We start from the raw sequence: 22,941 nt of genomic DNA on the forward strand, positions 1-22,941 counted from the left end.
TGTTTGATGAGAAAAATAGCGATTAACGCCCAGTTTATCGCTCCAAAAGAAAAAGAGACTGCTCAGTCCCTTCTCTTATCTCTCGATGTACTTTACTTTTAGAAGATTTTAGAGTTTGGCTTTCGTCAAGAGCAGAGAATTCAAAATCACTGATACACTTGATAAACTCATGGCTGCAGCCGCTACCATAGGGTTTAAGAGCCCGAAAGCTGCGAGAGGAATACCGATAATATTGTAAATAAAAGCCCAGAAGTAGTTTTGCTTAATTTTACGCAAGGTCTTGCGAGAGACGGTAAACAGGTCGATAAGCTTATGGATTTTTCCACCCATGATAGTCACATCTCCTGCTTCCATAGCAATATCTGAACCGGTCGCCATCGCAACGCCTACGGTACTGCTGGCCAAGGCGATAGCATCATTGATACCATCTCCTACCATAATAGAATGCGGCGTATCTTGAACGATTTGAGCTTTATCCTCTGGTGAAAGATTACTTCTCACCTCGTCTAAATTTACAATTTTTTGAATCTTCTTGGCTGAGTTCGCATTATCTCCCGTTAGCATCACTGTACGAATTCCAGCTTTCTTCAACTCGGCCACTGTTTGAACACTTTCTGCTTTAATAGCAGATTTGAAAGTAGCTGTTGCTCGTAATTTTTCATCGTCTGCCAGATAAATAACAGTATCTGTACTTTCCTCAAACTGAAGTCCCTGTTCCTCCATGAGTTTCGCATTACCCGCAAAATATCTACGTCCATTAATCTCAGCAGACAGTCCACGACCAGCGATTTCTTTGAGATTTTCTACGTCATAAGTTTTTTCTGCTTTTACAGCTTGGGCCAAGGGATGATTGGAGTGCTTTTCTAAACTTGCCAATATTTTAAAGTCTTCTGCACTACCGTCAAAGTTTGAAAGCTCAAATTCTCCTGTGGTAATCGTCCCTGTCTTATCAAAGAAAACTGTTTTTACAGTATTGGTAAGCTCCAGAGCGTTAGCATTTTTCAAGAGTAAGCCGTTTTTAGCTGCTAGTCCAGTCCCCGAAATAATCGCTGTTGGAGTAGCCAAACCAAGTGCACAAGGGCAAGCAATGACTAATGTCGCTACAGCATGCATAATCGCTGTCAGCAAAACACCCGTCACAGCCCATGTGACAATAAAAGTGAGCAAAGAAATAACCAAAACAATCGGAACGAAAACATTTGAAAGCCTATCTGCAAATTTTTGAATATCTGGTTTAGAGGCTTGTGCTTCTTCCATCAGTTCAACCATACGCGAGATTGTTGAGTCATTAACATCACGAACCACCACTGCCTTGATTGAACCGTCTAAATTCACAGTACCTTCAAATAATGTTTCATCGTCTCCCTTGACGACTGGCAAAGCTTCTCCTGTAAGATGACTCTCGTCAAAGGAAGCTTTTCCTTTTAAAATCATGGCATCTAAAGGCACTTTCTCACCTGGAAAAACTTGAATAACGTCACCAATTTGCACTTGTTCTAGAGGAACGTCCCCGTCTTCTGTATGCACCATTTTCACTCGACTACTCATCAAACGTGTAATGGCTTGAGTGGTCTTCTCTTTGGCATTGTGTTCAAGTACCTTTCCTAAAACAACTAATGTAATAATGACCATGGCAGACTCAAAATGCAGCGCATTTTTTTGTCCCATAAAAACAGCTAGAACTAAACTGGAAAAATAAGCAACACTTGTTCCAAGAGCAACCAGGACATCCATGTTTGCATTGCCATTTTTCAAGGCATGATAAGAGCCTACGTAAAAGCGCCAACCGATAATAAATTGAACAGGTGTGGCTAAAATCAACTGCAGCACAGGATCGTGCAAGAACATCAGATAGTGTGTCCCCAACAACCCTTCAAACATTGCAATCACTAAAGGTAATGTCAATACAGTTGCGACAACCAGTGACAGGCGTAAATTTCGATCACGTTTACGTGCTTGCGCCGCAATTTTTTCTTGATGCTTCTTGTCATTTACAATCGCACCATAACCTACTTTTTCGACAATCTTTATCACCTCTTGGTCGCTAATATTATCATCAAAGATAACTTTTGCCTTTTCTGTGGCTAGATTTACGGTAGCTTCTTTAATCTTATCGGAACTGTTCAAAGCTTTAGATACCGTATTTGCACAGTTTGCACAAGTCATTCCAGTTATGACAAAGTTTTGGCTTTTCATTTTCTATCCCTCCATAGTTTACATATGTAAACTTATCTTCCCAGAGAAAACTGTCCTTCTGGACAGTTCTCTTATTTTACCAACTCATAGCCTGCTTCTTTAACAGCTGCTGCCATCTCCTCTACGGGAGTGACCTCAGCGTCAAATTTGACAAGTGCTTCATTCTTTTTTAAAGAAACTTTAGCTGATTTTACACCTGAAAGTCCTTCAAGTGCTGTAGTCACATGCATTGCACAGTGCTCACAGGTCATGCCTTTTATTGCAAATTTTTCTTTTTCCATTCTCTCTCCTCCCTATTAGCTGGCGTGTTGACAGCTGCAAGAATTAAAATTTTCTAAACAGGTGCACGTTGTTTCTTGAACTGTTTCTTTATTTTTTAACGCTTCTTGCAAACTTGCTATGTCTTCTGAAGTCAAGTTTGACAAGGCGATCATATCGGCTAAGAGCTTGACTTGCTTTGTTTCACAAACCTTTTCAAGTAAAGACTGTCCCATCATTTGAATAGCTGTACATTCAGCCATCAAAGGACGATAGACAAACTTGCGCCCTTCTTTTTCAGTACTCAGCATTCCCTTTTTTACCAGACGCCCCAGCAAGGTTTTGACCGTTGCCAAAGACCAATCCAAGTTAGGAGAAATCTGACAAGCAATCTCATCAACTCGTGCTTCACCAAGTGACCAGATAACACGCATCACAATCAATTCCGCGTTAGATATATTAAATTCTACTTCGTTCATTGGCACTCCTTATAAATATTTACTATAACTATAGTTTACATTCGTAAACTATAAAAGTCAAGCCAGAACTCTGCAGCATAAATAAAAAGCCCTCTTTAAGGCAGTAATGGCCTTAAAAAAGAACCTCTAGACTTGTAAATTTCGCCCTACTTTTGAGCGGGGAAAATTCTTTTTAGCTTCTGTTGACCTTATATAATTTCTGCTACTTTTGAAAAGAGCTAAAAGATATTGGTGATTGCCACTTCCGACTATTTCTCCAGCTCTTATGATTATAATTCTGTCAAACTCAGAAATTATAGAAAAGTGGTGACTCGCCCCGTCAGACCATTCCGATATTTCTCAGCGAGAGAAAAGCCCAACTATAGCACACACATGAGTTGAACAAATTCCCCTTAAACTTAGACTACATGCGCCTATCAAGATATTTAAGAGTAAAGTACTCAACCACGGGCTTCATCATTAAAAGATTAAAAGTAATCAACGATAGGCGCTCTAATATTGGAATACTAAGATCAGATGTAACAAGCAATCCTATAAAAAGTAGGTCCAAGCTTATCATCACCACCTCCATATAAGTGATTATCACTGATTTTTCCTCGTTTAAACTCCTACTTCTATCAAGAATTAAGATTTTTCCATTCTTCTCATGCTCCTTTCATAGTACCTCAACACAAGATACCCTAACAAACTTCTGGTAGTAAGAAGAAGGAAAAATATCATAATTACATCATTCGAGCGAATTAAAATTGAAATATCACCTAAAAAACCGGGTAATGTTGCAGTGATTAATACGACAGCTAGTATCACTAAAAATCCATCTGTAATATTAATGAGGACACTGTTTCTTTTCACTAATAAACTTTTATAGTGTGGATTATTCTTATTTTTTACTTTTTTGGTGCTCTCAAGTGAATTAATGAGTAAAAATATAAAAGTGCTCAATATCGTAATAAATATCATATCCAGTATTCCTCCGTATAGTATCCTTGACAAAAAACGAGATTTTTTTGAGTCAAATAAGAAACAGCCTCACTTCCATATTCCATATGGTTCTTGCTGTCCCCTTCATCCAGGTAGCTTATATCAATTTTTTCTTCGATTGTGCTGGCGGAGTCAACGAATAGTGCTTTTTCCTCAAATGTATTTCTTTTCATAAATCTCCTGATATATACTTTGATAACCAAAATTTTTTCGCAATGAGATTATTTCTTTATTTCCTCCTCTATTATAACTCAGGATTTACAGGCAAAATAAAACCGTGCCAAACATGGCACATTTATTTTCCATCACCAAAGATGCGCTCCATAATTTCACGTCCTGTTGGGGTTGCCGCAAGTCCACCTTCACCAGTTTCACGATGTGCAGAGGGTAATGAGCGCCCCACATTGTACATACATGTAATCACTTCATCTACTGGAATAACCGTTTTAACACCAGCCAAAGCCATGTCAGCGGAAATCATGGCTTGTGAAGCTCCCATAGCGTTACGGTGGACACAAGGGATTTCGACCAAGCCCGCTACCGGATCACAAATCAAGCCCAACATATTTTGAAGGGTCAGTGCTAAAGCCACACCTGCTTGCTCTCCCGTTCCTCCAGCCATGATAACCAGAGCTGCTGCCGACATGGCAGAGGCAGAACCCACCTCAGCCTGACAGCCGCCTTCAGCACCTGCAATCGTTGCATTGTTTGCGATAGCTAAACCAAAAGCACCAGCTGTAAAGATAAATTCTACCTGCTGCTCGTGCGTGAGGCCTAACTTCTTCGTTGCTGCGGAGAGCACTCCGGGTAAACATCCTGCTGAGCCGGCTGTCGGTGTTGCACAGATTAGTCCCATCTGAGCATTGACTTCGTTTACAGCCACACCATCACGCGCTGCCCCTAAAATAACATCACCAGATATTGCTTTCCCCGACTTAATGTATTCATCCATCTTCTTGGCATCGCCACCTGTAAGTCCTGTTGTTGACTTATTTCCTAGCAGACCCTCCTCAATTGATGACAGCATCGTTGCTAAGTTGTGTTCCATCATTTCAATGATTTGTTCACGACTCGCCCCAGTTTGTTCTATTTCTTCTGCAATCATCAATTCAGCAATTGATGGATATGCTTTTGCATCTTCAAGCAATTCTTTTACATTTGAAAACATAATTACCCCTTATTTAAAGAAATTTACAGCAGAAAGTTTAGGAATATGTTTCATTTCCTCAAAAGCTTCTTCGACATCAAGGCTATCCACTTCCATAATCATAATGGCTTTCTCACCTTTAGCTTCACGCGTCAAGTTCATCTGTGCCACGTTAATGTCATGCTTTTCAAAAATAGCTCCCAGACGTGCCAATATCCCTGGTGCATCTTGATGAACAATAACAAAGGTTGGCATCCCCGCGGAAATAGAAATATCAAAGCCATTGAGTTCGGTCACTTGAATCAACCCACCACCAATAGAAATTCCTGTAACACTCATATCACGATCGCCTTTTTTCAAAATCAGGCGCGCTGTATTTGGATGATCAGCCTTATCTTCTGGGTGAGGAATATAAGTCACTTCCATGCCTTCTTCATGGGCAATACGTGGCGCATCACGTAAACGCGGATCATCAGGATCCATGCCTAAAACACCTGCAACCAAAGCGACATCTGTTCCATGCCCACGATAAGTTTTAGCAAAGCTTTCGTACAGGTGAATTTCTACTTTTTCCGGTAACTCACCAAAAATTGAACGAATAATCTTGCCTATACGTGCTGCACCAGCAGTATGTGAACTACTGGGACCAACCATTACAGGGCCAATAATGTCAAATACACTTTTGTAACGTAAATTTTCCATATTTCCTCCGCAGCTTTGCTCAGCAAAGCTTTTTCGTAAATTTTTCCCTCATTAACGAAACGACTTCTTCCAAAAATAATTATAACATTAATGCGCTTTCATATCTATCTATAACTGCCTTTTAAGTAAAAAGATAAGTTTGTTAATTTTCCCGTTTTACGCGGACTTTTCAGACTATTCTTGCATGATTAAAAAAATAAAATAAGTCATTTTTTCTTCATTTCTCTCCGTGAGTTTGTGATATAATAAACTTTAGAAAAATAGAAAGAGAGATTTCAATGAAATTCAATCACAAACCTCTGAATCTTTATGTAAATTTCAAAGAATCCGCTGAAAAGTTCCCCCAAAGTCGTTTTATTTTTGATAAAAAGTTAAACGCTTTCCCTGAGTTAGAGCTTGAGACCAGCTATCAAAAAGTCCATGAAGCCATTTTGCAAAAAGCTTATAATCTAGCGGCTCTAGGGATAAAAAAAGAAGACAAGGTAATTATTTTCAAGTCAAGCGCCTTTGATACTTACCTTCTTGCTGTTGCTGTGTCCTATCTTGGAGCAGTTCCTGCAATGATTTCTCATCACTTTTCTACACCTGTTATGGATACCTTAGCAGCTCGCCTAGAGAATCCTTGGCTCATTTTTGATGAAGATACAGCTTCTGTCGTTCAAGAATTGGAAAATGTTAAAGAAGACCATAAACTTTTCGTTTCTGACTTTGCCTCAATCACCAATAGTCCTGAGGTAAATAATCAACAATTGGCTACTGATGAGATTGCTTATCTCACACACACTTCGGGCACAACTGGGATTCCGAAGCTGATTGCACACTCTGCTCAATCTATGGGCTGGCGTTGGGTCTTGCAACGTACTGTTATGGATTGGATGCCAGACAAATCTTCTCTTTTGGCCTTCCATATTTCACCCGTTCATTCCCGCTTCAACATTGGTATATCATCAGCCATGACTTTTGGGTTTGACCTTATGCCCCTTTCTAATTTGGAAAAAAATACAGTGTTGACCATGTTTGAAAAATACCGTCCCACGGCTTTTGAAACACACCGCAACCATTTTGTTCGTTTGGCAAATGTCGTGAAAGAAACACCGGAAGCCTTTGCTTCTATTCGTTATCTCCACTCCACTTTTGATGCGATCAACAAAGATACGATGCATACTTTCCTCGCTGCTTCTAAAGAGGAAAATCCTGTTTTCTTGCAAATCTATGGTCAGTCTGAATGCGGCCCAATGATTTGGAAAAAACATCGCCTTAGTACCTTACCAACGACAAATGCACGTGAAATGGGCATCGGCATGCCAGGTCTCTCCCAAGCGCGTGTGACAGATGCTGAAGGAAATGTTGTTCCTGCTGGAACTCCCGGTCATATTCACTTCCTCTCTAAAGGACGGGCACTTACCTACTATAAAGAAGATGAGCGCTTTGCTGAGGAAGTTTATGGCGACTGGTGGGACACAGGTGACTGGGGAATTATGGATGAAGACGGTGTACTCTTCCTCTATGACCGTCAAGTCGATCTCATCGACAAGGTGGAGTCAAACTTAGCCATTGAAGATATTCTCCTCGACCAACACGATTTCCTTGACGAAGTGATTATTATCCGTGATGCTTCTGGCCATCCCCAGCCTATTTTGGCGCTTGCTGAGGGCAAAGAGATGGACTGGCAAGCTTGGTGGTCTTCTATCATTGACATGCCTTTCTTAAATGAGCCTATCCTTATGGACTATGATGAGATACCACGTACAGCCACGATGAAAGTTCAAAGATTAGCTCTTGAGCGTGAGTTAGCAAAGAGCCACAAATAAAATAAGAAAAATCGGAAGTCTTTTGGACTCACCGATTTTTTATTAGATTTTTCCATGGAGGAAGAAATTAAGATAGTTTTTCCCACATTATTAGGATAAAAAGGAATTATTCTCCTCAATGCAATAAATGTCGACTGCCCTCCTAAAAATTCTCACAAATTTCAGACTGTTCTTGAGTACCAGAATTATAGTGGAGCAGCTTGGGCAACATGGGGCTCATTTCATTCATTTAATAACCAAATTTCTTTAACAAGACACAAAGTTTAAGACATCTAGTTCTTCAGTCTTCTCTGTCTCTCATATATGAACAGCCAAGCGCTCATAACCATCGCAATCAAAAAGAATATTATAAAGGGAAGGAACTGTTCTCTTAGGATATAAAGAGTAAGTGAAACAAGACTTATCCAAAGAGCATATATCAGACTTCCCACTAAGGTCAGGCGATAGCGTTCTTGGTTGTAGGTGCTTGTCGCCATCAAAGCCAAATAAAAGATAGCTATTCCTATAATGATAAATGTCGCACCAAGCTCTCTATGATGCGAGTTTGATATCGCTTCAATACCAACAGTAAAGAGATTAAGCCCAATTAAAAGAGCATTGTGGACATAGCTAAGCAAGGTAACTCTGACTCTTTGGTCATGATTAATATTGAGAAAAGTTTGGGAGATATAAAGAAAAAATAGGCTTGCCATACCAAAAAAGAAAATTCCTCCAATAAGAATATTATCTTGATATGTTTTCAAAATAGCAACAACCGTTTCTCCAAACGTGATGATGGTAATAAGTTGCAGCCGCTCTAAAAAGTGAGGGAAATTGATAATCCGCGCTTGATCATAATTTCGATGTGAAACAAGTGGCAAAAATATAGGGGCTACAAAGAATAAAAGTGACAATTCATTGAAAAACCAAAATTTCGATAATATCGCTACGCAGCTAAGAGCAAAGATAAGGGTCAAACTTCCCATAAATCTAATAGCATGCTTAATCTCATGAGTAAAGCTACTTGCCCTCCCTCTTAAAACATATTGAAGCGCAATAATACCATAAGAAATCGTGACAAGAAAAGCAAAGGGAAGGGCATGAGCTCTGTAATCTGTGCTGATATGGAAGGAGAGATTACCAACCGCAAACATCAGAGCTGTAATCGTCAAAATATCACGTAAATCACGTTCTCCAAAACTATTCATATAAAAGGTTTCAAAGATCCAGATTGACATGATAACAAGATTTGCAGCAATAAAAGTAAAAAAACTCTTTGAAGTTAGTTCTCCATGTAAAAGTCCAGTTAAATTTGACACTGCAAGTACAAAAACTAAGTCAAAAAACAATTCATAATTAGAAACACGTTTGGCAACTAAGTTTGACATAAGTCCTCCTATTTTTATGTTATAAAATTTTAAAATAGTAACAAAGGCAATCACTGTCTTACAGCGTACGTCACCTCTGCCTAATCTCTAATTTTAACAAATCTTTCATAAAGTAGTCAATAGAGTAACTCAACAGTCTTTCTTTATATAGAGTTAGAAATATCTAAAGTCTTTCACACGGAGTCGGAAATTTTCCTCTGTCTCACTTTAAAGAGCGGTATATGACCGACCAAGCAGATTTGAAACCATTACCTCAAAAAAATTGACACAAATTTTTTTGCTTCTCGTCAAATGTGCCAAAAACGGCACAAAACATTCTGAATATTACAAACAATTCAGTTTCGCTTAAGCCTAACTTGTTAACATTTTTATAAAGCGAAATGAAAGCCTTTTCTAGAAGGGAGAACAATTTTTTAAAGGCAGTTGCAACTAAAGTCTGCTAGAAAAACTCTAGTATAGAATTGAAAGGAAAAAATTTATGAATAAAAAAGTAAAAAAATTTATCATGGTACTTGTAGCAATCCTAGTTTTATTTACAGCTGTTGGTCCCCCTGTTGTTGGAGTCGTACAGGCGAATGATGTGAAAGTTGATGAACAAATTAATTTAGAAACTTCAAATGAAGCTGAAATTTATCAACCGATACAATTGCCAAGTGAGTATGTGGCGCAGGAACAAAAATCAAACCAAGCCCTTGACTATATCAAAGAAAAATATGGGCACAGCGAAATTGAAGTTGCTGAAATTGAATCATTGACAATCACCCCTGAAGATGAAGAAAGAGTTTCAAAAGCTTTGGAAGAGTATTTAAGTCTTACTGGATATAATCCTCTTCTTCGCAGACTCGGAAGAAATTGGTGGAATTCCCGTCGTTTTATAGGTACTGTTATAGATGTAGGACTCATTGCCGTTGGGATTGGTGCAGCTGCCCGAAGCCGTGCTGCACTGGCCTCTCTCCTCCAAACTCACCGCACTCTCATCACTCGTGTAGTCCAAGGCCAAATATTACGTAGAGTGGGAATAGGAGTTTCAGGGATAATCATGTCTGCAATCAGGTTAGCTACCACACTTGCAGGAATTTCCATTGGTGGTGCCATTGCTTGGGGACTTGACCGCGCTGATGGTCGCTTAGACGGATATATTTTAGCCTAATGAAAGTGGAAATAAAACAAAACATACTCTTGTATATAGGTAGCCTTATCCTTTCACTTGGTATAATGGTAATGTCCATTTTTATGTTTGAAACCCTAGTTTTAAATCTTACTGTAGGGCTGTCTCTTTGTGGCATTGGTGGATTCATTTCCTCCAAAACAGTCACATCGGTGATTTTGAAAGCGATGAAAGAGAAGGGGAAAAGTAACGAAAAGAAATGAAAAAAAGCAAAAACAATTGGTTTCTTGTGTCAGGTCCTCTCATTGCTTATGGCGGAATGAAGCTGACTTCACTGAAAATTATCCAGCCTTGGCTTTTGAACTTCGTTGTCGGATGGGTTATTGTTTTCATCGGTGTCCACTTGAGCTGGATGTCTTGGCTGAGTATTGTACAAGAAATCAAGGAAGACAAGTATGATTATAACGTTATTGACTGAATTTCTGTCAAACTAAAAAGTAATCCCCAAATGGAGATTACCTTCTTTTTATTTTACTAATATTTGCCAAAAAATCGACAAAAGTAAAGACAGGGCATAAAAGCTGTTAAAAGTCACCATGTTCTTCAAAGAATAAACAAAGCTATGAGGAGCTGGAACTTCTGCTGCATGCCGTTTTAAATTTTTCTTGATTATAGGAAATGAAAGTAAAGTCAATAGTGTAGGCCACTCAAAAATTCCAATGATAAAGCCTAAAATAAGGAAAAGATACGCACTGTACATGAGAAGCTGAAAAAGCTGAATCCCTTGTTTCCTTCCAATATAGTAAACTAAAGTGTAGCGATGGTTTTTAATATCTGTATCCAGATCACGTAAGTTATTAGCCAGCATAATGTTCGCAATTGTGAAGACCAGAGGTAAACTCGCAACAATCATCGCTACTGCCCCCACCATACTTCCAGAAAAAGTAAAGGAATCACTCGAAAAGTTAAGAGCAAGCTTGAAAGTGGGATATTGTGCACTGTTCACGAGCACGACCATCGCAAAAATTCCAAACCCCATCGTCCCCCCAGAAAATATTTCACCCAAAGGCATGCGAGAAAGAGGGATGGGGCCGTATGTATAAAAGACTCCAATAAAGAAAACAATTCCTCCTAATAATAAAAAGAGCCAGCCTGTGAAATAGGCAAGGAAAAAACCTAAGGCAAGACTTAGAGCAAGCATAAATAAGATGAGATTCCTAACAAACATGGGGTCCAGCTTAGCTCTACCAATAATATTTTCTTGTCTCTTATACACTTCATCATTGGCTTTTTGAAAATCTTGATAGTTATTAATTGCTGTTACCGTCATGTCAAAAATTAACATGGCAAGAAAAAACAAAAGAGATAAGCCAAGATTAAAGACTTTGAAATAACTCAAACTGAAAAGCAAGCCAATGATATAGGGAAAAACACTTGCGATTTTTGTTTTAATTTCCACAAGTTCTAAAAAAGTTTTAAATGTCATAAGGTATGTTGGATGTCCTTCGATAAATATTTGCGTAACTTCTGAGAAATAGGGTATCACATGTATGAGATAACTCCTCTATTATTATATCTGATAAATGATTAAGAATCAATTTCAGGAGGAAGATTGCCACTAATGCAAATAAAAATAGCTCCTAAGAGCTATTCTAAAATTAACGTCCTTTATAGATGGAACGAGACTTGCCATACCATACTTGAGTAAGTAGTTTTTGAATCCAAGGTTGAACCCATTTGTCTAAACCGAAAGCACGTCCGGAACCATTCATCAAGGCAATTGCTACGGGAATAAACCAGATGTTTACCCAGAAGAACATTCCTGAAAGTGCAAACATCACTGTCAAGGCCGCAGTTACGCCTGATGCAATCCAAGTAAAGAGACCAAAGATAATTGCAAGAGCAAGTAAGACTTCAACAATGGACATGAATTTTTGCATGAACAAGGCGACATCACGGTTTGGAATCATGAACTTAAAGAAAGGTTCCATCCAGTTTGGTACTTTTTCAAAGACTGGCATTGGATCTGTTCCATAAGCATATGAAAGCCCCCATTCTGTTGCTTTATGCACTGCCTCAGCACCACCATTCGTTGCGGCATCTGTTGCACCAGCAGCGACTTCAGCTGCCTTACTTGCTGCTTCACCTGTTGCGCCAGCAGCAGCATCTGCATGTTTAGGTGCTTCTTGCAACCAAGCAAATGGGAATTTAAGTTCGTCCGTGAACCAAGAGCCTTTACCGAACCAAGTTGTCGGGTTAAAGAGTTGACCTTCACCCACAATTTTCTTCATCGCTTCTGTCAACCAAACGAGACCGTAGAAGATACGAAGTGGTACAGCCCAGAGAACGTTCCCTAAACGTGAAGTATGACCGCGCATAAAGTTGCGGCCATCTTTTGTACGGAAAACTTCATCTAATGCATAACGCCAGAAATAGTGTGCTGAACGAATTTGCAATGTGTAGATAAAGTAGACGATATTTTTCATCAGCATCGCCCAGAAGCCTGTCAAACGCATATTTCCGACTTTAGCTACACCCCAAGTTGAACCGATAGAGACCATTGTCCCTTGGTATTTACTTACGTGTTTGTGTTTGCTACCACCGTTAATATCAGCGATGATATTTGAAGCTGCTGTATGGGCTGTTTGCTCTGCTGCTTCAACGATTTGTGGTGTTGGACGACCTGTATCTGGTTCGATATAACCTGATACGTCTCCAGCTACATAGATGCCCTTATCTTCAAAACCAACAGCTTCCATAAATTCGTTGGCTTGAAGGCGGTGTCCACGTTCTGTCTCGTTAAGATTAGTCTGAGCTGCTGTATTCCCTTGAACACCTGTTGTCCAGATTAATGTGTGTGTTGGGATTTCTTTTAAAACTTTTTCTTCATCTCGTCCGCCAACATTTACCTTAATGTGGTCTTCTGCAACTTCAACAATACCGTGGTTTGTCAATACATTAACATTTTTCTTTTCAAGATATGCATGTGCACGGTCTGCTTGCTTACGGTCCAATGTATTCAAGATTGTTGGCATCATTTCAACAACATTGATTGTGATTTCTTCCTCAGGAATCTTCCAATCTGTTGAAACTTTCTTACGCCAGTCAATCAGTTCACCGGCCATTTCGATCCCTGTGAAGCCTGAACCTGCAACTGAGATAGTCAAAAGTGCTCGACGTTTTTCATCATTAACTTCTGTCGAACCGTATTGGACAACGGTTTCAAGTTGACGTTTGATGCGCATAGCATCCTCAAGGGACCAAAGTGTGAAACCATGTTCTTTAACACCAGGTACACCAAAGTCATTAGGTTCACCACCCAGAGCGACAATGACGTAATCATAATCATAGCTTCCATGCTCTGTAATAACTTTTTTGTTTTCTTTATCAAGACTTACAACAGCATCAGTTACAAGGCTCACATTTTTACGTTTTCCTAAAAGTTTTTGGAAGTCGTATTGAACTGTCGTGAATGGCACACGTCCTGCTGCAACTTCATGAAGCTGAGTCATAGATGTATGATAGCTGTGTTTGTCAATCAAAGTGATGTCAGCATTTGCCTTAAGCTTTTTCGAAAGCTCACGTGTTGCATGAACCCCAGCAACACCACCACCGATGACCACGATTTTTTTCTTAGTCATTTAAAATCGGTCTCCTACTTATTAGTATAATAATGAAAAAAATTTCCAACTAACATTATATCGCTTTCACGTCACTTTGTAAAGCACAGCACTATTATAAAAACTATGCTTTTTAAAATTTCGATAGTCCTATAAAAAAGGACAGAAATTTTTGTAGCCCACTTGGTGCTGTCTTGTGTTTAATTTCAATCCTCTTCTGTGCAATCTCTCACACTTAGTAGTAAAATAAACTTATGAAGATTACATTTGATGACACGATTACATGTAGACTTTCAGCCATGATTGAGGATAAGCCCGCTGATTTTGTCTTAGACTTTGACCATACTTTAAGTGATGAAACTGTTGCCAGTACTTGCTGCGGTATTACTCGTTATCGCATTGTTGCGGTAAATAAGGGTGAAGTGCCTGCTGTTTTTGATGGGAGGATAGGCTCCCCTCTAGGTGACTTCTATTGTAAGGCTTGGGGAATGATGTATTTTGACGAAAATATGTATGTTCGTATGACGCCTAACCATTTGATTGAAATCATGGGAGACGGGGAAAAAATAGCACTACATATTGAGATTGTTGACTATCGCAGCCACTAGTTTTTCTTCCCAAATTTATTGATAGACACAGACGGCTTTCTGTGTTTTTTTCTTAAAACAATTGACAGGATTTTCTAATGATATTACAATAAAAGAAAGGCTTTCTTTAAAAGTCAACCGAAAGGACAACTCTCCCTTGGAAAAAATAAAAATTAACTGGAACCTTTGGATTAATGGCTTACTTTTTTATTCTCACGGTCTTTTTACTTTTTAATATCTTGTCAAATATGAATCCCATTGCTAAAAGCATTGGGCATTTTTTGCAAATACTATCGCCCCTCTTCTTTGGCGCAATTTTTGCCTACTTCCTGAATAAACCTGTCACCAAACTGATGCTGCTTCTGAAACAAACAAACGCAAAGTTTATTCGTCGCCATGCAAGGCAGTTCAGTATTTTTATTGTCTATATCTTTGTTTTGCTCCTTCTCTTTTTTAGTTTTTATTATCTCTTTCCTCTTGTGGTGCGAAATTTGGCCGAATTTCTCCGCTTATTACCCAACATTTACCACAATATTTCCCAGTGGTTAAACAGCAATCAATTTCAAGAGCTGGACAATTTTCTCAACATTGAAGAATCTATCCGTTACTTCGTAAATAATTTTACAGCGCAAGATGCGGCGCGCTACATCAGCAGCGGGATTGAGTCCTTAAGCACTTTCACTTTGGGGTTAGCCGCACAGGTTTTTCGTTTGATTGTTGGTTTAATCATCTCTATTTATCTCTTGCTTTATAAAAAGAGCATTTTGCAACTCATCACACGGGTTGGGCGCATTTCAACAAAGGAGGAGCACTTAAGAACAATAAAATACTATCTTCGCCAAACAGATGTCATTTTCTATAAATTTATTTCTGCGCAGTTTCTTGATGCCTGTATCATTTGGGTGTTGTCGACTTTGTTACTGTCAATCATGCACTTCACCGGAATTGCTACCAATCCTTTCGCAGTCGGTTTAGGCTTGCTGATTGGTATCGGAAATATGATCCCTTATTTTGGTTCGATTTTTGCCTCTCTTCTTGCAATGCTTATTGCTTTTTTTACAGGTGGCTGGGAAGCAGCGCTTACCACAATCACCATGCTCATCATTCTGCAGCAAATCGATGGCAATATTATTGGTCCAAAATTAATGAGTGGAGCCTTAAACGTTAACCCTATCATTGTCATTATTTCTATTTCTATAGGTGGTGCTTATTTCGGAATCTTGGGAATGTTTGTTGCAGTCCCTGTGGCAGCCTTGCTTAAAATAATCTTTTTGGAGTACTTAGAAGCACGTGAAGATAAAATGCTGCTTACAGACAGGGAAAACTAAAGAAACTGAAAGAAGTTTAAAAACAAAAAATCGCTCTATTTTTCTAACCAAAATAGAACGATTTTTTTTGCTTATGTATTGTAGCTGCTCTCGGATAACTCCGCCCTTTTGTTCTAGTTATTTCACACTACTTTTTCAATAAAAACAAGGAGTTTTTCATTAAAAGCTTCAATATTCTCAACATGGAGAATATGCCCACAATCTTCAAAAATACTTACCTCTGATAGTGTATTCCTTTGGAGCTTGCGGGCAGCTTGTGCATGCTCTGGTGGAAAGATTGGGGAATGACCACCAGCAAGAAAGAGATGCGGCACGCGCTCTCTTGCAAGATTTTGCCGCCAGTCCTGCGTAATCACATTCTGCAATAAATCTTGGTGTTTTTGAAAATCAAAAGGAAGCATGCCTTTTCCAAGAACCCGTTTAACCTGATCTGTAAGTTGACGATTCGTTAATTTGGTACGTGGAAAATCCCTGATAAACTTTTCTAACTCGCCCAGTGTTTTTCCGGTATTTCCATCCATCCAATCCTTAGCTTTCATAAATGTCGGTGCCTGATCCTCTGTGACAATGGCCGTCAATTTAGCATCTGTAAAGAGTTCTTCATAGGCCATAATAGTTGCTGCACCCATCGAATGCCCGACTAATATGGGTTTCTCCAACTGTAGAAAAGTCATGAGTTCCTCTAAATCAGTAGCCAAGCGGTGAAGGGTCATTCCATAATCCACTTCCTGACTCCGCCCATGACTGCGATGGTCATAAGTGATAACACGGTAACCTGCGGAAACAAAAAAATCGATTTGAAAAGCCCAAGTCACTTCACTGGCAGAATAACCGTTAATAAAAACCAGAGCCTGCTTCCCTGCTTGACCATAACTGTGATAATTAATTTGAACGCCGTCGTTCGTTGTATAAAAAGGCATGACTTCTTCTTTCTCTCATTCAATCATTTACGGTTTTATCTCAAATCAAATCGCAAACTCACTAATTATTGTAGCAAAAAATGCACAAGTTTCCTGACTTTTTGCTTTCCCATATCTGTAAGGCATGTGAAAACAAGTGCGGTTTTGGACATGGTAAGCGCATGAAAAAAATTGTAAGTAGGAAATGAACTTTTTCGAGCTATTTCACTCTAAAAATACAGAGCAAACGCCATTAACACGGATAATTCTCATCAAAAATATCGTTCATGCAGTTGGCGTGAATTTGAGTCGAAGCTGTTGAAAAACTTTACATAATTTTTCTTAAACACGGTATCTTGCATAATAAGGGTAGAATTATATAAAAAGTCGGAAACAAAATTAAAAATAGACTAATTTCAGCCAACACACGTAAAAAAGCACTTAATCTATGCCTTTTTACATACATGATTAAGTGCTTTTGCTATTTTTGTTAGACTTTTATCCCAGTCTCTCTTGACTTGCTTTATTTTACCACAATATTTACCAATTTATTTGGAATGGCAATAACTTTAACGATGTTTCCTTCAACTTTCACTGCTTCTAGTGCAACTTTTTCTAACTCATCTTTCGGTAAGTCTTTTGCAATTTTTACTTTTGCCTTGAGTTTACCGTTAATTTGCACAACAATTTCTACCTCGTTTTCAACAAGTTTGCTTTCATCATATGTTGGCCACGATACGTAAGAAATTCCGGCTGCATTTCCAAGCTCTACCCAAAGTTCCTCTGCAAGGTGAGGCGCAAATGGCGCTAAAAGTTGGACAAAACCTTTGGCATATTCAAGCGGTAGAGTTTTGGCTTTATTGGCAGCATTCACAAAGATCATTAATTGAGAAATTGCAGTGTTGAACAGCATGTGGTCCAGACGTTCCGTAACGTTTTTAACTGTTTCATTATAAACCTTGTCTAAGCTGCCGTCATTTTCTTCTGTGATTGTGCTGTTGCTGAGCAAGCGTACCACACGATCCAAGAATTTGCGTGCACCTTCTAAGCCTTCTTCCGACCAAGGAATACTTGCATCCAATGGTCCCATGAACATTTCATAGACACGCAAGGTATCCGCACCATAACGTTTTACAACATCGTCAGGATTAACCACATTCTTCAATGATTTAGACATTTTCGCTGGTGCTTGTTCAAGTTCTTCCCCTGTTTCGATATGGAAATATGAATCCTCACGTTTTTCGACCTTATCTGTGGCAACTAAAGCACCACGACTGTCGCGATAAGAAGTTCCTAAAATCATTCCTTGGTTAAAAAGCTTTTGGAAGGGCTCTTTTGTTGGAACAATCCCCAAATCGTAGAGTACCTTATGCCAGAAGCGCGCATAAAGCAAGTGAAGAACAGCATGTTCTGCTCCTCCAACATAAATATCTACAGGAAGCCATTCTTTAATAAGTTCTGGGTCAGCGATAGCCTTGCTGTTCTTCGGATCTATATAGCGAAGATAGTACCATGAAGAACCAGCCCATTGTGGCATGGTATTTGTTTCACGTCGCCCTTTTACACCGTCTTCTCGGGTCACAGTCAACCAGTCCGTCAAGTTGGCCAAAGGTGACTCTCCTGTGCCTGATGGCTTGATATTCGAAGTTTTTGGTAAGACTAATGGAAGCTCATCTTCTGGAACTGCACTACTTGTACCATCTTCCCAGTGAATAATCGGAATTGGTTCCCCCCAATAGCGTTGGCGGCTAAAGAGCCAGTCACGCAGACGATAAGTGACCTTACGAGAACCGATGCCTCTTTCTTCAAGATAAGCAACTATTTTTTCAAGAGCTTCTTCCTTCGCCAGACCATTCAAGAAGTCCGAGTTAATCATCTTGCCGCCTTCTGTATAGCAAGCTTCCTGAACATTTCCCCCATCGAAAACAGGGACAATCTCCAAATCATAGGCTTTAGCAAACTCCCAGTCACGTTCATCGTGCCCAGGTACTGCCATTACGGCCCCGTGACCATAGCTGGCAAGTACATAATCAGCAATCCAGATCGGCATTTTCTTACCGTTTACAGGGTTGATTGCATAAGCACCTGTCCACACCCCAGTCTTATCTTTTGCTAAGTCTGTACGCGCCAAGTCTGACTTCAGACTAGCTTGGTGTTGATACGCTTCAACAGCTTTTACTTGCGCTGCCGTCGTAATTTTATCTACCAATGGGTGTTCTGGTGCAAGAACGGCAAAAGTCGCTCCAAAGAGTGTTTCTGGGCGTGTCGTGAAGACAGTGAATGTTTCATCTGTACCTTCTACCTTAAAATTCACATCGGCACCCACTGATTTCCCAATCCAGTTGCGTTGCATCTCTTTGATCGACTCAGGCCAGTCGAGCTCTTCTAAGTCATTGAGCAAGCGTTCTGCATAAGCCGTAATCTTGAGCATCCATTGACGCATAGGTTTGCGGACAACAGGGTAGCCCCCACGTTCAGAAGTACCATCAGGGAGGACTTCCTCATTTGCAATAGCTGTTCCTAGTTCTTCTACCCAGTTCACAGGTACTTCTGCTTCGTAAGCTAACCCTTTTTCATAAAGTTTAATGAAAATCCACTGGGTCCACTTGTAAAACTCTGGGTCTGTCGTATTTATTTCCCGCTCCCAGTCATAGCTAAAGCCAAGGCTGTTAATTTGGCGTTTGAAGGTGGCGATATTTTTAGCTGTAAATTCAGCTGGATCATTTCCCGTATCAATTGCATACTGCTCTGCAGGCAAGCCAAAAGCATCCCAACCCATCGGATGAAGGACATTATAGCCTTGTGCACGCTTGTAACGGCTCAGAATGTCCGTTGCTGTATACCCCTCGGGATGACCCACATGAAGTCCTGCTCCTGAAGGGTAAGGAAACATATCCAATGCATAAAATTTTGGTTTGTTTTTGTCTGTGCCAGTGCGGAAAGTATTATTTTCAGCCCAATACTTTTGCCATTTGGCTTCAATCTCATTGTGTTTATATTCCATATTTTATTCCTTAAAATTTTTATGATGTATCTTTACAAATATTAAGCTTTATTATACCAAAAAAGTATTTTTTCTGCTTTTCTTCAGAGGATGACTTGATTACCGTCCCATAAGGTTCTTCACCCCGCCTCATAAAACTTGGCATTTCTCACTAGTACTTTTAAGGGCAGTGCGAACAGTCTATTAACCATAAAAAATCTCCTAAAAAGGGTGGAAATCTCTATCCATTCAAGCCCCCGATCAAGCTGTAAGCTAAAACAAGATCGCTTCCTATAAGTTGCAAGTCGTACTTCTGTTCATATTTTTTCATCTTATTAAGCAAGGTATTACGATGAACATAGAGAAGCTTTGCTGCAGCCACTTGGTTTCCCTTAGTTGTGTAAAGTGCTCGAACCAGTTCCATGTCGTCTGGACTTTGGAGCAGTTCTCGCTTTACATTACTGAGCAGTATGCTGTCGACTTGGCTTAAAGCACGAGCAAGTATAACTTCACTAAAGCTGGACCTTTGCTTAAAAAAGGCCGATTCTTCCGCATAAACCTTAGCCAAGTCCTCTCTCGGCGCAAAGCTCCCAATGTAACTCTCTAGCTTTTCTCCCATGTCCTGTGACAAAACACGCAGACTGTCAGAGAGTTCTGATTTGCTTAAGTTTTTTCCCGTATATTCTTCAATCACAAACTGTTTTTCGCTATCTTGACCGATCAAGTCAGGCAAGACAAAACGTAAGTTTTCTACAAATTCTGGAAAATCTGCGACTGAAAACTGTAAAATGCGAAAACGTCCTACAGGCAAGCTAGAAAAATCAGCAGAAGTCTTTGAAAGCAAGGCGACTAAAGTACGTTCTCGTGCTGTAAGTTCAGCCTCTGGAACATCACGATAAAGTTCTTTTATTTTTTCTATTTCCATTTTTCAAAAAAGTGACCGTTCGGCCACTTTGCTCTTAATTTTCAGTAGGGATATGCAATTCGAAAAGCGGTGATAGCGGACGTTTTTCGTGGATACGGATGATTGCATCTGCAAGCAAGGGAGCGATTGAAATTTCAACAATCTTTTTACTGCGACGTTCATCCGGTATCTCGATGGTGTCCAACACGACAAGCTTGTTAATCCCTGAACTCTCGATACGTTCAATAGCTGGCCCTGATAAAACAGCATGTGTACATGAAGCGTAAACTTCAGTAGCCCCAAGCTCTTTCAAAGCATTCGCTGCAAGTGTAATCGTACCAGCTGTATCAATCATATCATCAATCAAGATACATTTTTTTCCCTTAACATCACCAATGATGTTCATAATCTCTGCAACATTCGCACGTGGACGGCGCTTGTCAATAATAGCAATCGGTGCTTTCAAGAATGCTGCCAACTTACGCGCGCGCCCTACGCCACCGTGGTCAGGTGAAACGATAACGAGGTCGCCTCCCTGTACAAAGCCATGACGACGAAAATATTCCGCAATTAATGGCGCACCCATAAGATGGTCCACTGGAATATTGAAAAAACCTTGAATCTGAGCAGCGTGCAAATCAAAAGTAATCAAACGATCTGCACCTGCAATTTGAAGCATGTTGGCAACTAATTTGGATGTGATTGGTTCACGCGCTCGTGCTTTACGGTCTTGACGTGCGTAACCATAATAAGGCATTACCACATTGATTGAAGCAGCACTCGCACGTTTCAAAGCATCCATCATAATCAGCAGTTCCATCAAGTTTTCATTGACTGGAGCACTTGTTGATTGGAGGATAAAAACATGTTCCCCACGGATGCTCTCATCAATCTTGACTTCGACTTCACCATCATCATAAGTGAGTACACGCGATTTCCCAACTTGGATACCAATTTCCCTTGCGACCTTTTCAGCCAACTTTTGATTAGATGAAAGCGCAAACAACTTCAAATTTGAATACGACATGACAGCCTTTCTATATAAAACAGTTTTATAACTAGACTCCTTCATTTTACCGTGAATTGCGTTTTTTTTCAAGTCCCGATGAGTTTTACCGAAAAGCAAACCTTCGACATTTCACAGTAAAAATGCTCTTTTTGAGGAATCAGCTCGACAAGACCACTCTACCCAAAAGTTACAAAAATGGAACCTCTCCATAGGAAGATTCCATTTTTCTCCTCATCGTTTAGAGGACTATCTGTTTAAATGAGTTCCTTAAACAAGCCACGTACAAAAAATTCTTCATCAAAATCAGCAAGATCGTCAATGCTCTCGCCTAATCCTACTAATTTGACAGGTATTTTCAAGCTCTGAACGATAGACAAAACAATTCCCCCTTTTGCTGAACCGTCCAGTTTGGTTAAAGCAATCCCTGATATCGGTGTCACTGCACTGAATTCTTTAGCTTGCTGAATCGCATTTTGACCTGTGGTTGCATCTAGGGCTAAGATAACTTCATGTGGCGCTGTAGGCAGTTCACGCTTGATAATTTTTCCTATTTTTTCAAGCTCTTTCATCAAATTATCTTTATTTTGAAGGCGCCCAGCTGTATCAATAAGTAAAATATCGTAATTTTCAGTCTTGGCTTTTTCTACAGCATCAAAAACAACACTGGCAGGGTCAGCCCCCGCAGCTTTTGTCACAACAGGAACATCTGAACGCTTGCCCCACTCTACAAGCTGGTCAATAGCACCTGCTCGGAAAGTATCAGCTGCAGCAAGAAGTACTTTTTTGCCTTCTTCTTTATAACGATGGGCAAGTTTACCGATGGTCGTTGTTTTACCAACTCCATTCACTCCCACAAAGAGAAAGACGGTCAAATCTTCTTGAAGATTCAAATCAGAAGGTACTTTTTCATCATCAAATTTATCAACAATTTTTTCAACAATGAGTTGGCGCAGGGCTTCTTGCGATTTTGCATTTGCTAGCTTTGCTTCATGCCGCAATTCCTCTGTAACTTCCAAGGCTAGGTCAACCCCAACATCTGACATGATAAGCGTTTCTTCAAGCTCTTCGAAAAATTCCTCATCCACAGAGCGAAAGTTTGCTAAAAAGGCATTGAAGCGCTCCCCGAAGGTCTTTCGCGTTTTTTCCAAGGACTTGTCGTATTTTTCCTCAAGATTATGAGCTGTCTTTTCTTCTTGAGCTTCTACAGGTGCAGAAGCCTCAGAAAGCTGTTCATCGTTCTTTTTTTCCAAAGAAGCAACTTCTTCAGCAAGTTCTGAACTTTCAATCTCCTTAATCTCTTCTTCAAGCACATCAGACTCTTCTTGAAATTTTTCTCTTTCTTCATCTGAAGGTGAACTTTCTGAGCCAAGTTCTGCAAGAATTTCAGGCATTGTTTCGTTCAGGAGTTCTCCTGCTTGCTCAGAAAAAATGACATCTTCTACAGGCTCCGAATGCTCCTCAGATTCATCATTTCCCCCAGCGACTTCTTCCTTAACTTCAACTTCTTCAACAACTTTTTCGGTTTCTTTTTTCTTACCAAATAAACGGTCAAATAATCCCAT

At 39.8% G+C, this 22,941-nt stretch carries 20 protein-coding genes; 6 read left to right on the forward strand and 14 right to left on the reverse strand.

Annotated features, from left to right (window positions below; genetic code table 11):
• Positions 1 to 108: 108 nt before the first annotated feature.
• From NFR51_RS00510 to sdaAB, 6 genes are all read right to left on the reverse strand, one after another.
• Positions 109 to 2,196, reverse strand: a complete 2,088-nt coding sequence (locus tag NFR51_RS00510) for a heavy metal translocating P-type ATPase (protein WP_251711822.1) — start codon at positions 2,194 to 2,196, stop codon at positions 109 to 111.
• A gap of 71 nt (positions 2,197 to 2,267) precedes the next feature.
• Positions 2,268 to 2,477, reverse strand: a complete 210-nt coding sequence (locus NFR51_RS00515; protein ID WP_251711823.1) for a heavy-metal-associated domain-containing protein — start codon at positions 2,475 to 2,477, stop codon at positions 2,268 to 2,270.
• Positions 2,478 to 2,492: 15 nt separating this feature from the next.
• A complete protein-coding gene (locus NFR51_RS00520) occupies positions 2,493 to 2,933 on the reverse strand; it encodes a CopY/TcrY family copper transport repressor (protein ID WP_251711824.1) in 441 nt (146 codons plus the stop codon).
• A 956-nt stretch (positions 2,934 to 3,889) separates the two neighbouring features.
• On the reverse strand, positions 3,890 to 4,087 hold the full coding sequence (locus NFR51_RS00525) for a hypothetical protein (protein ID WP_251711825.1): 198 nt from the start codon (positions 4,085 to 4,087) through the stop codon (positions 3,890 to 3,892).
• Positions 4,088 to 4,209: 122 nt separating this feature from the next.
• Positions 4,210 to 5,082, reverse strand: coding sequence for an L-serine ammonia-lyase, iron-sulfur-dependent, subunit alpha (sdaAA, locus tag NFR51_RS00530; protein ID WP_251711826.1), 873 nt, complete (start codon positions 5,080 to 5,082; stop codon positions 4,210 to 4,212).
• Positions 5,083 to 5,091: 9 nt separating this feature from the next.
• A complete protein-coding gene (gene sdaAB / locus NFR51_RS00535; RefSeq protein ID WP_251711827.1) occupies positions 5,092 to 5,763 on the reverse strand; it encodes an L-serine ammonia-lyase, iron-sulfur-dependent subunit beta in 672 nt (223 codons plus the stop codon).
• A gap of 278 nt (positions 5,764 to 6,041) precedes the next feature.
• Here sdaAB and NFR51_RS00540 point away from each other — a divergent pair, with 278 nt between their 5' ends.
• Positions 6,042 to 7,574: a class I adenylate-forming enzyme family protein gene (locus NFR51_RS00540; protein WP_251711828.1), complete on the forward strand. Its 1,533-nt coding sequence runs from the start codon at positions 6,042 to 6,044 to the stop codon at positions 7,572 to 7,574.
• Between the two features lie 272 nt (positions 7,575 to 7,846).
• On the opposite strand, the gene NFR51_RS00545 is transcribed toward NFR51_RS00540, so the two are convergent.
• Positions 7,847 to 8,941 (reverse strand): low temperature requirement protein A, encoded by a 1,095-nt coding sequence (locus tag NFR51_RS00545; RefSeq protein WP_251711829.1) that lies wholly within the window; start codon positions 8,939 to 8,941, stop codon positions 7,847 to 7,849.
• Positions 8,942 to 9,419: 478 nt separating this feature from the next.
• Between NFR51_RS00545 and NFR51_RS00550 the strand changes: the two genes are divergently transcribed.
• From NFR51_RS00550 to NFR51_RS00560, 3 genes are read left to right on the forward strand one after another with little or no spacing between them, the layout of a single operon-like run.
• Positions 9,420 to 10,091: a hypothetical protein gene (locus tag NFR51_RS00550; protein ID WP_251711830.1), complete on the forward strand. Its 672-nt coding sequence runs from the start codon at positions 9,420 to 9,422 to the stop codon at positions 10,089 to 10,091.
• Positions 10,091 to 10,312, forward strand: a complete 222-nt coding sequence (locus tag NFR51_RS00555) for a hypothetical protein (RefSeq protein ID WP_251711831.1) — start codon at positions 10,091 to 10,093, stop codon at positions 10,310 to 10,312. The genes NFR51_RS00550 and NFR51_RS00555 overlap by 1 nt, the downstream gene beginning before the upstream one ends.
• A complete protein-coding gene (locus tag NFR51_RS00560) occupies positions 10,309 to 10,527 on the forward strand; it encodes a hypothetical protein (RefSeq protein ID WP_251711832.1) in 219 nt (72 codons plus the stop codon). Before NFR51_RS00555 ends, NFR51_RS00560 begins: the two co-directional genes overlap by 4 nt.
• Before the next feature lie 48 nt (positions 10,528 to 10,575).
• Here the strand turns inward: NFR51_RS00560 and menA are convergent, their stop codons facing one another.
• Entirely contained in the window at positions 10,576 to 11,535 is a 960-nt protein-coding gene (menA, locus tag NFR51_RS00565) for a 1,4-dihydroxy-2-naphthoate polyprenyltransferase (RefSeq protein WP_251711833.1), read from the reverse strand.
• A gap of 172 nt (positions 11,536 to 11,707) precedes the next feature.
• Positions 11,708 to 13,690, reverse strand: coding sequence for an FAD-dependent oxidoreductase (locus NFR51_RS00570; protein ID WP_251711834.1), 1,983 nt, complete (start codon positions 13,688 to 13,690; stop codon positions 11,708 to 11,710).
• Positions 13,691 to 13,923: 233 nt separating this feature from the next.
• On the opposite strand from NFR51_RS00570, the gene NFR51_RS00575 reads away from it, so the two are divergent.
• Both NFR51_RS00575 and NFR51_RS00580 read left to right on the forward strand, forming a co-directional pair.
• On the forward strand, positions 13,924 to 14,277 hold the full coding sequence (locus tag NFR51_RS00575) for an iron-sulfur cluster biosynthesis family protein (RefSeq protein ID WP_251711835.1): 354 nt from the start codon (positions 13,924 to 13,926) through the stop codon (positions 14,275 to 14,277).
• Positions 14,278 to 14,450: 173 nt separating this feature from the next.
• Positions 14,451 to 15,584 carry an AI-2E family transporter gene (locus NFR51_RS00580; RefSeq protein WP_251711836.1) on the forward strand — a complete coding sequence of 378 codons (1,134 nt, stop codon included), beginning with the start codon at positions 14,451 to 14,453 and terminating at the stop codon, positions 15,582 to 15,584.
• A 122-nt stretch (positions 15,585 to 15,706) separates the two neighbouring features.
• On the opposite strand, the gene NFR51_RS00585 is transcribed toward NFR51_RS00580, so the two are convergent.
• From NFR51_RS00585 to ftsY, 5 genes are all read right to left on the reverse strand, one after another.
• Positions 15,707 to 16,504 carry an alpha/beta fold hydrolase gene (locus NFR51_RS00585; RefSeq protein WP_251711837.1) on the reverse strand — a complete coding sequence of 266 codons (798 nt, stop codon included), beginning with the start codon at positions 16,502 to 16,504 and terminating at the stop codon, positions 15,707 to 15,709.
• A 502-nt stretch (positions 16,505 to 17,006) separates the two neighbouring features.
• Positions 17,007 to 19,487 carry a leucine--tRNA ligase gene (gene leuS, locus NFR51_RS00590; RefSeq protein WP_251711838.1) on the reverse strand — a complete coding sequence of 827 codons (2,481 nt, stop codon included), beginning with the start codon at positions 19,485 to 19,487 and terminating at the stop codon, positions 17,007 to 17,009.
• Positions 19,488 to 19,707: 220 nt separating this feature from the next.
• Positions 19,708 to 20,391 carry a helix-turn-helix domain-containing protein gene (locus tag NFR51_RS00595; protein WP_251711839.1) on the reverse strand — a complete coding sequence of 228 codons (684 nt, stop codon included), beginning with the start codon at positions 20,389 to 20,391 and terminating at the stop codon, positions 19,708 to 19,710.
• Between the two features lie 34 nt (positions 20,392 to 20,425).
• Positions 20,426 to 21,397: a ribose-phosphate diphosphokinase gene (locus NFR51_RS00600; RefSeq protein ID WP_251711840.1), complete on the reverse strand. Its 972-nt coding sequence runs from the start codon at positions 21,395 to 21,397 to the stop codon at positions 20,426 to 20,428.
• Between the two features lie 236 nt (positions 21,398 to 21,633).
• Positions 21,634 to 22,941 carry a signal recognition particle-docking protein FtsY gene (gene ftsY, locus NFR51_RS00605; protein WP_251711841.1) on the reverse strand — a complete coding sequence of 436 codons (1,308 nt, stop codon included), beginning with the start codon at positions 22,939 to 22,941 and terminating at the stop codon, positions 21,634 to 21,636.

This window comes from Lactococcus ileimucosae (assembly GCF_943193185.1).
GTDB classification, from domain to species: Bacteria; Bacillota; Bacilli; order Lactobacillales; family Streptococcaceae; genus Lactococcus; species Lactococcus ileimucosae.

Bases quoted from the DNA above. Each gene is read 5' to 3' on its own strand.
- NFR51_RS00510 (WP_251711822.1), bottom strand. From the start codon at position 2,196: ATGAAAAGCCAAAACTTTGTCATAACTGGAATGACTTGTGCAAACTGT.
- NFR51_RS00515 (WP_251711823.1), bottom strand. From the start codon at position 2,477: ATGGAAAAAGAAAAATTTGCAATAAAAGGCATGACCTGTGAGCACTGT.
- NFR51_RS00520 (WP_251711824.1), bottom strand. From the start codon at position 2,933: ATGAACGAAGTAGAATTTAATATATCTAACGCGGAATTGATTGTGATG.
- NFR51_RS00525 (WP_251711825.1), bottom strand. From the start codon at position 4,087: ATGAAAAGAAATACATTTGAGGAAAAAGCACTATTCGTTGACTCCGCC.
- sdaAA (WP_251711826.1), bottom strand. From the start codon at position 5,082: ATGTTTTCAAATGTAAAAGAATTGCTTGAAGATGCAAAAGCATATCCA.
- sdaAB (WP_251711827.1), bottom strand. From the start codon at position 5,763: ATGGAAAATTTACGTTACAAAAGTGTATTTGACATTATTGGCCCTGTA.
- NFR51_RS00540 (WP_251711828.1), top strand. From the start codon at position 6,042: ATGAAATTCAATCACAAACCTCTGAATCTTTATGTAAATTTCAAAGAA.
- NFR51_RS00545 (WP_251711829.1), bottom strand. From the start codon at position 8,941: ATGTCAAACTTAGTTGCCAAACGTGTTTCTAATTATGAATTGTTTTTT.
- NFR51_RS00550 (WP_251711830.1), top strand. From the start codon at position 9,420: ATGAATAAAAAAGTAAAAAAATTTATCATGGTACTTGTAGCAATCCTA.
- NFR51_RS00555 (WP_251711831.1), top strand. From the start codon at position 10,091: ATGAAAGTGGAAATAAAACAAAACATACTCTTGTATATAGGTAGCCTT.
- NFR51_RS00560 (WP_251711832.1), top strand. From the start codon at position 10,309: ATGAAAAAAAGCAAAAACAATTGGTTTCTTGTGTCAGGTCCTCTCATT.
- menA (WP_251711833.1), bottom strand. From the start codon at position 11,535: ATGACATTTAAAACTTTTTTAGAACTTGTGGAAATTAAAACAAAAATC.
- NFR51_RS00570 (WP_251711834.1), bottom strand. From the start codon at position 13,690: ATGACTAAGAAAAAAATCGTGGTCATCGGTGGTGGTGTTGCTGGGGTT.
- NFR51_RS00575 (WP_251711835.1), top strand. From the start codon at position 13,924: ATGAAGATTACATTTGATGACACGATTACATGTAGACTTTCAGCCATG.
- NFR51_RS00580 (WP_251711836.1), top strand. From the start codon at position 14,451: ATGGCTTACTTTTTTATTCTCACGGTCTTTTTACTTTTTAATATCTTG.
- NFR51_RS00585 (WP_251711837.1), bottom strand. From the start codon at position 16,504: ATGCCTTTTTATACAACGAACGACGGCGTTCAAATTAATTATCACAGT.
- leuS (WP_251711838.1), bottom strand. From the start codon at position 19,487: ATGGAATATAAACACAATGAGATTGAAGCCAAATGGCAAAAGTATTGG.
- NFR51_RS00595 (WP_251711839.1), bottom strand. From the start codon at position 20,391: ATGGAAATAGAAAAAATAAAAGAACTTTATCGTGATGTTCCAGAGGCT.
- NFR51_RS00600 (WP_251711840.1), bottom strand. From the start codon at position 21,397: ATGTCGTATTCAAATTTGAAGTTGTTTGCGCTTTCATCTAATCAAAAG.
- ftsY (WP_251711841.1), bottom strand. From the start codon at position 22,941: ATGGGATTATTTGACCGTTTATTTGGTAAGAAAAAAGAAACCGAAAAA.